At 29.6% G+C, this 8039-nt stretch carries 8 protein-coding genes, 3 tRNA genes and 1 pseudogene; 5 read left to right on the top strand and 7 right to left on the bottom strand.

The genetic code is table 11. The features are described 5' to 3' along the window. The 3 genes from QNK89_RS01825 to QNK89_RS01815 all read left to right on the top strand — a co-directional run. On the top strand, positions 1-276 hold a 276-nt coding region (locus tag QNK89_RS01825), incomplete at its 5' end, for an adenylyl-sulfate kinase (protein WP_340169266.1). A 20-nt stretch (positions 277-296) separates the two neighbouring features. Then, positions 297-1385 carry an AI-2E family transporter gene (locus tag QNK89_RS01820; protein ID WP_340169265.1) on the top strand — a complete coding sequence of 363 codons (1089 nt, stop codon included), beginning with the start codon at positions 297-299 and terminating at the stop codon, positions 1383-1385. Positions 1386-1393: 8 nt separating this feature from the next. Continuing rightward, positions 1394-2575 (top strand): class I SAM-dependent methyltransferase, encoded by a 1182-nt coding sequence (locus QNK89_RS01815; RefSeq protein WP_340169264.1) that lies wholly within the window; start codon positions 1394-1396, stop codon positions 2573-2575. A 4-nt stretch (positions 2576-2579) separates the two neighbouring features. Here QNK89_RS01815 and QNK89_RS01810 read toward each other — a convergent pair whose 3' ends face one another. The 5 genes from QNK89_RS01810 to QNK89_RS01790 all read right to left on the bottom strand — a co-directional run bounded on the left by QNK89_RS01810 (position 2580) and on the right by QNK89_RS01790 (position 5224). Beyond that, the gene (locus tag QNK89_RS01810; RefSeq protein ID WP_340169263.1) at positions 2580-2741 is read right to left on the bottom strand and encodes a hypothetical protein; all 162 of its coding nucleotides are present in this window, start codon (positions 2739-2741) and stop codon (positions 2580-2582) included. Positions 2742-2809: 68 nt separating this feature from the next. Next, positions 2810-2883, bottom strand: a tRNA-Arg gene (locus QNK89_RS01805). A gap of 18 nt (positions 2884-2901) precedes the next feature. After that, positions 2902-2976 (bottom strand) — tRNA-Pro (locus QNK89_RS01800). Between the two features lie 21 nt (positions 2977-2997). Continuing rightward, positions 2998-3084 (bottom strand) — tRNA-Ser (locus QNK89_RS01795). Positions 3085-3178: 94 nt separating this feature from the next. After that, positions 3179-5224, bottom strand: coding sequence for an HDIG domain-containing metalloprotein (locus QNK89_RS01790; protein WP_340169262.1), 2046 nt, complete (start codon positions 5222-5224; stop codon positions 3179-3181). A 135-nt stretch (positions 5225-5359) separates the two neighbouring features. Here QNK89_RS01790 and QNK89_RS01785 point away from each other — a divergent pair, with 135 nt between their 5' ends. Together QNK89_RS01785 and QNK89_RS01780 are read left to right on the top strand one after the other, a co-directional pair. Then, on the top strand, positions 5360-6538 hold the full coding sequence (locus tag QNK89_RS01785; protein WP_340169261.1) for an acetyl-CoA C-acyltransferase: 1179 nt from the start codon (positions 5360-5362) through the stop codon (positions 6536-6538). Between the two features lie 14 nt (positions 6539-6552). Next, entirely contained in the window at positions 6553-7302 is a 750-nt protein-coding gene (locus tag QNK89_RS01780) for a C40 family peptidase (protein ID WP_340169260.1), read from the top strand. 137 nt (positions 7303-7439) lie between these two features. Here QNK89_RS01780 and QNK89_RS01775 read toward each other — a convergent pair whose 3' ends face one another. Then, positions 7440-7781, bottom strand: coding sequence for a tetratricopeptide repeat protein (locus QNK89_RS01775; protein ID WP_340169267.1), 342 nt, complete (start codon positions 7779-7781; stop codon positions 7440-7442). Between the two features lie 23 nt (positions 7782-7804). Then, positions 7805-8039: pseudogene (locus tag QNK89_RS01770) on the bottom strand (hypothetical protein); the annotation flags it as partial.

Raw genomic sequence — 8039 nt, 5'->3', positions numbered from 1 at the left:
GAGGATAGAATGGAAAACATAAGAAGAACTGCAGAAATATCTAAATTATTTGTGGATTGTGGAATTGTTACTCTCTGCTGTTTAGTTAGCCCAAAAAGAAATATGAGAGAAAGAGCAAAGGAAATTATTGGAGATGAAAACTTTGGCATATCAGAATCTATATTAAAACAATGCGACACTACTATTCATATTAATATGTTTGGACAAAATAGTAGTATGAATGTAGTGCAAGCAACAAACATTGCGCTTTATGAAATAACAAAACAACTTATTTAAATTATTTATATATTTACTAAATGAATTCTAATACAATTTCTAATGGTATTTTAAAATCACTAGGTCTAATTCTTGGTGTTTTTCTACTATTATTATTTTTATATAAAGTACAAACTATAATAGTTTACATTGCTATTGCTGCAGTAATTTCCCTAATAGGAAGGCCTATTGTATTGTTTTTAAGGCGTGAACTAAAGTTTAGAAACACAATTGCTGTTATTGTTACTATGTTTATTCTAATAGGCTTGTTAGTTGGTTTAGTGTTATTATTTATCCCTTTAATTTTAGAACAAGGTCAAAACTTATCGCTATTAAATATAAACGAGTTACAAGACAATGTAGAGGGTTTATACAAAGAAATTATTGATTATTTTGACCTCTATAATATAGACGTAGAACAATCCATTAAAGACTCAAATTTATTAGGAATGATAGACTATTCTTTAATTCCAAACTTTTTAAACTCGCTAATTAGTGGTTTTGGAAGCTTAAGTATAGGCTTATTTTCTGTTTTGTTTATTTCATTCTTCTTTTTAAAAGATAGTAAGTTATTTGAAAATGGAATGATGACTTTTGTGCCAGATAATAATGAATCACGTTGGAAAAAATCATCCGAAAAAATAAAAGATTTACTTTCACGTTATTTTGTTGGTTTAATATTTCAAATACTAATTTTATTTGTCATCTATACCATATTTCTGCTTATATCTGGAACAGAAAACGCAATAATAATATCATTTTTATGTGCTTTACTTAACTTGATTCCTTATGTAGGACCTATGATTAGTGGTGTACTAATGATTGTACTTATCATGACCAGTAACCTTGGAGAAAGTTTTAACGAAGTTATTTTACCTGCAACAATTTGGGCTATTATAGGTTTTGTTATTGGACAATTAATTGATAATTTTTTCAGTCAGCCAAAAATATTTTCAACGGCAACAAAAGCCCATCCATTAGAAATCTTTTTAGTTATTTTAATAGCTGGAGTTTTATTTGGTATCGTTGGTTTAATTTTAGCTGTTCCTGCTTACACAGCTATAAAAGTAATTTTGAAAGAGTTTTTATCTGAAAATAAAGTGGTTAAAAAATTAACTAAAAACATATAAGTATTAGTTTGAATAAACATATTTTAAATATTGAAAATCAAACAATTATAAATGATAATATAAAATCAAACATAGTAGAATTATTATTAAAAGGCATCATAACCTCTAAAGCAAGTTCAAAAGAGTTGATTGACCAAATAGAAGCTAAAAAACGATGTAAAAAAAAGCTAATTACATGGTTTTCTACTCAAAATATATATTATCCAAATAAGCTTAATATAGAGCAAACCTCTTCTGAAATTACTGCACAATACAAAGCAAAATTAGTTTCTGGTGAATCTTTAATCGATTTAACTGGTGGTTTTGGAGTCGATTGTTATTACTTCTCAAAACAAATGGATCAAGTTTATCATTGTGAAATTGATACCAATTTGTCTCGAATTGTAAAACACAATTATAAACAGTTTGGAATTGAAAATATTACATGTATACAAGAGAGTGGGATTACAACTTTAATAGAAAAAAATCAACATTATAATTGGATTTATATAGACCCATCTAGACGAGACGATATTAAAGGCAAAGTGTTCTTACTCAAAGATTGTATGCCAAGTGTTCCTAGTCATCTAGAATTGCTTTTTAAACATGCTAACAATATCATGGTTAAAACATCTCCTCTATTGGATATAAGTTCTGGTATTAAAGAATTAAGTCATGTTAAAACCATCCACTGTGTGGCATTAAATAATGAAGTAAAAGAATTATTATGGGTTTTAGAACGTGATTATAATGGTGAAATAGATGTTAAAACAGTAAATATCACAAAGAAAACAAATCAAGAATTTAATTATTTATTAAATGAAGAATCCTCAGCTAGTGCTTTATTAAGTGAGCCTTTAGACTATTTGTACGAGCCTAATGTTGCGATTTTAAAATCTGGTGCTTTTGAAAGATTAGCAGAAAAGCTTAATATATTTAAACTACATAAGCATTCTCATCTTTACACTTCTAAAAATCTAATAGATTTTCCTGGTAGAAAGTTTAAAATAGAACGTGTTTTAGATTATAACAAAAAGAAATTCAAAAAAGAATTTAAAGAAGATAAGGCAAACATAACTACAAGAAATTTTCCGGAAACAGTAAACAAGATTAGAGAAAAGTTAAAACTAAAAGATGGTGGTAAAGGTTATTTGTTTTTTACAACAAATTGCTATAATTCAAAAACTATAATAATGTGTAATAAGCTATAAATAACTATTGCTTTTTTTCTGAATCGTTCTTAGAAATTGCTACAATAGCCTTTAAGCGTTCTGTTCTTGCTATTTTCTCTTGTCTAAGCTTATTCTTCTTCTTATCCATTAGCTTAGAGTGCTTAGCTTTATTTTTCGTGTTTTTAGCACTCCCAGATTTTGCCATTGGTAATTATTAAATTTAAAAAGGATATTAAACAAGAAATCCCTTTCAAGTAAATGAAAAGGATTCTGTGAGCCCGACAGGATTCGAACCTGTGACCGCCTCCTTAGAAGGGAGGTGCTCTATCCAGCTGAGCTACGAGCCCGTAGCATATAAATAAAAGTCGGGGTGGCAGGATTCGAACCTGCGGCCTCCACGTCCCAAACGTGGCGCGATAACCGGGCTACGCTACACCCCGAAAATGATTATCTAGTAATTGCGGAGAGACAGGGATTCGAACCCTGGGTACCATTGCTGGTACGACGATTTAGCAAACCGTTCCTTTCGGCCACTCAGGCACCTCTCCAATTATATTTGTATTAACGTTGCAATAAATTGCGGATGCAAATGTAAGATAACATCTAATATAACGCAACAATTTTATTTAATTTTTTAAAATATTATTCAGGATATTCTATTCTTAAATGGTAAATATTTGCAAGCTTGCGTTTTAGCACTTTTTTTATGGATTGAATTTCTTTAAAAGTTATGTTTGCGTTTAGAAATTGTCCATCTTCCATTTGTTTATTAAGAATATTTTCTACAAAATTATCAATTTTAGTAGATGTTGGCTCTTTTAAACTTTTGGAAGCTGCTTCTACACTATCACACATCATTAAAATAGCAGTCTCTTTGCTAAATGGCTTTGGTCCTGGATAAGAGAAGTTTAATATATCTGCATCTTCGTTTAAAGCTTTCTCTTTCATGTAAAAATAATAAACACTGCTATCTCCATGATGTGTTCTAATGAAGTCTATAACGCGATCAGGCAAATTGTTTTTCTTAGCGATTTCAATACCATTAATTACGTGATCTACTATTATTTTAGCACTCTCTTTTGGAGATAATTCATCATGTGGATTAAGTCCTGAGGACTGGTTTTCTGTAAAATAGGTTGGGTTTTTCATTTTACCAATATCATGATATAGGGCTCCAACTCTAATTAACATAGCATTAGCTCCAATTTCGTTTGCTGCTGCTTCTGCTAAATTCGCAACGTTTAGTGAATGGTGAAATGTTCCTGGTGCTTCATTAGATAATTGTTTTAATAGTTTTGTATTGGTGTCTGACAATTCTAAAAGTGACACATCTGAAACTAAACCAAAGAGTTTTTCATATATATAAATTAAGGGCTGTACAAAAAGTGTTGCTAAGCCACATAATACAAAAAGACCAAAGGTGTCCCATTTTAAAGTGTCTATACTCCCTTCGTGAATTAAGAAAAAAGCAAAATAGGCTATAATATAAATAATAGTAATTTGACCAACAGAAATAAATAAGTTTGCACGTTTATATAATTCTGAAACTGTTAGTATTGTTACTATACCTGCAATTATTTGTAAAAACATGTATTCGTAACTATTCGGAACAATAAAGCCCAATAACAAAACAGTAATAACATGTGCAAATAGACCTAATCTTGCATCGAAAAAAGCTTTTAAAACCAATGGTAGTATTGTTATTGGTACAATGTAGATAAATTTTGAATCATAATTAACAACTAGTGTTGTTAACAGCACCATTAAGAATACATTAAAAAATATAAAAGTAACTTTGGTGTTATTATTAAAAACATCTAATCGGTATTTTCTTAAAAACAATAATAGCATTAATAGCGTAAGAGATACAAGTAAAGTATAAGCGAAAACTATTAAATTGTAATTAGATTCTTTCCAAACTTGAGATTCGAATTCTGACTCTAAAGACTTTAGTATTAGAAACTTATTACCTTCTACCACTTCTCCTTTTGAAATAATTAGAGTTTCCTTTTCTATACTACCTCTATTATAAGATATAGAGCTTAAACTTTCTTCTAAGGCTCTTTCAGAAAGGTTTTTATTAAACTCAAGATTAGGTTCTATGATATTAAAAAATAATATAGATAATGGTTTTGTATATTGTTCTAGATTGTGTTTTTTAAGCTCTTCATCAATTTTTGGTCTTACTTGAGATTGCTTGTAAATATTCATGAAATCTGTTTTGCTAACTTCTACTCTATCATTTAGGATAACAACAGGTGATTTACTTTCATTTAATTCATTTTCGTTTGTTATACCATATTCATAAAGTTTTTCTAATAATGTAATACCAAATTGTTTAATTCCAATTTTAGATTCATAAATAGAGTCCGGAAATGAAATATTAAAATTTTCATTATAAGCTTTTAAAACACTTGGTTTAATTGTTTCATTTAAATTAAAGTACTTTATAGCTGCTTTTTGTATTTGCTCTTTCTCATGCACTAATTCTTCTGTTGTTTTTTGAATGGCAAAATCGAAAGGTGCATATAAAGTTTCAGATTGCCAAGGTTTGCCTTTTTCAAAATCATACTTAAATTTTCCGCTTTTTGGAAACAAATAAACAATTAAAAAAGTAGTAGCAATAAAGAGAAGTACCTTATAAACCAATGCATGATTTTTATAAAATTTATTTACTAAGTCCTTCATTATTAAAATTAGATTTATTCTTTAAATTCAAATGTAATAAATTATGAATTCAATATAGCTTATAATAGCTACATCACTCTTATTTTTACTAAAAATTGATTATTTTCGCAAAGCATAAAATTTAAGACATATAAAATGAATAAAGAAGTAGTAATTGTATCGGCAGCAAGAACTCCAATAGGTATTTTTTTAGGTGCTCTATCAACTATATCAGCTCCAAAATTAGGAGCAATAGCTATTAAAGGCGCATTAGATAAAATAAATTTAAAACCAGAATTGGTTCAAGAAGTTTTAATGGGAAATGTGGTACAAGCTGATATAGGTCAAGCACCCGCAAGACAAGCTGCTATATTTGCTGGCATTCCAGATACTGTTCCATGTACTACTATTAATAAAGTTTGTGCATCTGGAATGAAAACTGTTATGCAAGCTGCTCAAGCAATTAAGCTTGGAGATGCAGAAATAGTTGTTGCTGGTGGAATGGAAAACATGAGTTTAATACCTCATTATTTTCATGCAAGAAGTGCAACTAAGTTTGGACCTGCTAGCCTAATTGATGGTATGCAAAAAGATGGCTTAGTTGATGTTTATAGCCAAGAAGCTATGGGTGTTTGTGCAGATGCATGCGCAACAGAATACACATTTTCTAGAGAAGATCAAGATGCTTATGCAATACAGTCTTATAATCGTTCTGCTGCTGCATGGGAAGCTGGAAAATTTAATAATGAAGTTGTTCCTGTTGCCGTTCCTCAAAGACGTGGTGATGATTTAATAGTCTCTGAAGATGAAGAATTTAAAAACGTTAAAATGGATAAAATTCCTAGTCTACGTGCTGCCTTCTCTAAAGATGGAACCGTTACGGCTGCAAATGCCTCTACTATTAATGATGGAGCTGGTGCGATGGTTTTAATGAGCAAAGAAAAAGCATTAGAATTAGGTTTAAAACCTTTAGCTACAATAAAAGGATATGCAGATGCTGCACATGAACCAAAATGGTTTACTACTGCTCCTGCAAAAGCGTTACCTAAAGCATTAGACAAAGCAGGTATAGATATAAAAGATGTAGACTTCTTTGAGTTTAACGAGGCTTTTTCAGTTGTTGGTTTAGCAAACATGAAAATATTAGGATTAAATGATAATAATGTAAATGTTAATGGTGGTGCTGTTTCATTAGGTCATCCATTAGGATGCTCTGGCGTTCGCATATTAATTACATTATTAAACGTACTAGAACAAAATAATGCTAAAATTGGTGCAGCTGCTATTTGTAATGGTGGTGGTGGTGCTTCGGCATTAGTTTTAGAAAGAAATTAATTTAACTGATACTAATGCAATACGGTATTTGTAATTTAAGCATTGTCCCTTTAAGACTAGAAAATATTGATACCAGTGAAATGGTATCGCAAGTTTTGTATGGAGATTTGTTTAAAATTTTAGAAATGCGAAAATCTTGGTGTAAAATCCGTTTAGCCTTCGATAAATACGAAGGCTGGATAGACACCAAACAATATTTTGAAATAAGTAAAGATGTTTATGATGATTTAAGACATGAAAATCCAAAAATGTCTTCAGATTTAGTGGAATTTATTCAAGATAAAAATAAACAACTCTACTCTATTCCATTAGGCTCTCAACTTAATGGTTTAAATGTTTTAGAACATTCTTTTGATGGTTTAATTTCTAAAGAAAAAAAGAGTAAAGACCAGTTAATACCTACAGCTTTTAATTATTTAAACGCACCTTATCTTTGGGGAGGAAAAACACCTTTTGGTATAGATTGTTCTGGTTTTACCCAAATGGTTTACAAACTAAATGGTTACAAATTATTACGTGATGCGTCTCAGCAAGCCACACAAGGTGAAGCCTTAAGTTTTATTGAAGAAAGTGAACCAGGAGATTTAGCCTTTTTTGACAATGCTGATGGTAATATTACGCATGTTGGTATAATAATGAAAGACAATTACATTATTCATGCACATGGTAAAGTACGAATTGATAGATTAGACCATTCAGGTATATATAATGTAGATAAGCGCATACATACACACAAACTTCGTGTTATTAAAAAGGTGATTTAATACTATCATTTTAAAACAGATAATTTTTTGTTTTTTAAAATCTATTTTTATGATTATTACTTTCCTAACTCAGCAAGTCTAGTATTAACATTATTGTATTTTATATCATCTTGTAAAAAAGAATACAATCCTTTTAATTAGGTTAAAATACTAATTAAATTACTATCGTTAATTGTAATTTTTTCAACTATATTTTCTAATACTAGAGTTGCATTTTTATATAATGCTATTTGTTCTTCATGATAATCATCAAACCTCTTATTTTCCTCTGATGAAATTCCTAATTTATTCATTAAATCAACAACTTCTCCAGCTTCATCAATACACGTTTTAGACAAGTTTATTACAGCTTTAGTATACGTAGGATCTAATGTTAAAACTCTTGAATAAGCTTTTCGGGCAGTTTCTATTTCTCCGTTTTCCGCACTAATTACACCAATATTATAATGTGAATCCACATCATTTGGATATTTGGATATTTAGAAATTAATTCTTATATTATTTATTTAAATTTTTGTTTTTTTCCTTGTTTGTAATAGATGCTTCCTTTTGTTAACAAAAGAGAAGTGTCATCAGGATCTATTTTAACAGCCTCATTTACAGCCGCTAAAGCTTTATCATTATCTCCTATGATATTGGTGTAAATCCAAGAAATATTTTTAATAATTTCTGGGAATCTAGATCTAGTTTTAGAGTTAATTGGATTTGTATGTTTTTTAGATTTTATAGAATAATCT

The organism is Lacinutrix sp., assembly GCF_037625555.1.
GTDB lineage: Bacteria > Bacteroidota > Bacteroidia > Flavobacteriales > Flavobacteriaceae > Lacinutrix.
The sequence above is the reverse complement of the archived record's forward strand: the minus strand, read 5'-3'. Positions and strand labels throughout refer to the sequence as shown.

Bases quoted from the DNA above. Each gene is read 5' to 3' on its own strand.
- QNK89_RS01820 (WP_340169265.1), top strand. From the start codon at position 297: ATGAATTCTAATACAATTTCTAATGGTATTTTAAAATCACTAGGTCTA.
- QNK89_RS01785 (WP_340169261.1), top strand. From the start codon at position 5,360: ATGAATAAAGAAGTAGTAATTGTATCGGCAGCAAGAACTCCAATAGGT.
- QNK89_RS01780 (WP_340169260.1), top strand. From the start codon at position 6,553: ATGCAATACGGTATTTGTAATTTAAGCATTGTCCCTTTAAGACTAGAA.
- QNK89_RS01810 (WP_340169263.1), bottom strand. From the start codon at position 2,741: ATGGCAAAATCTGGGAGTGCTAAAAACACGAAAAATAAAGCTAAGCAC.
- QNK89_RS01790 (WP_340169262.1), bottom strand. From the start codon at position 5,224: ATGAAGGACTTAGTAAATAAATTTTATAAAAATCATGCATTGGTTTAT.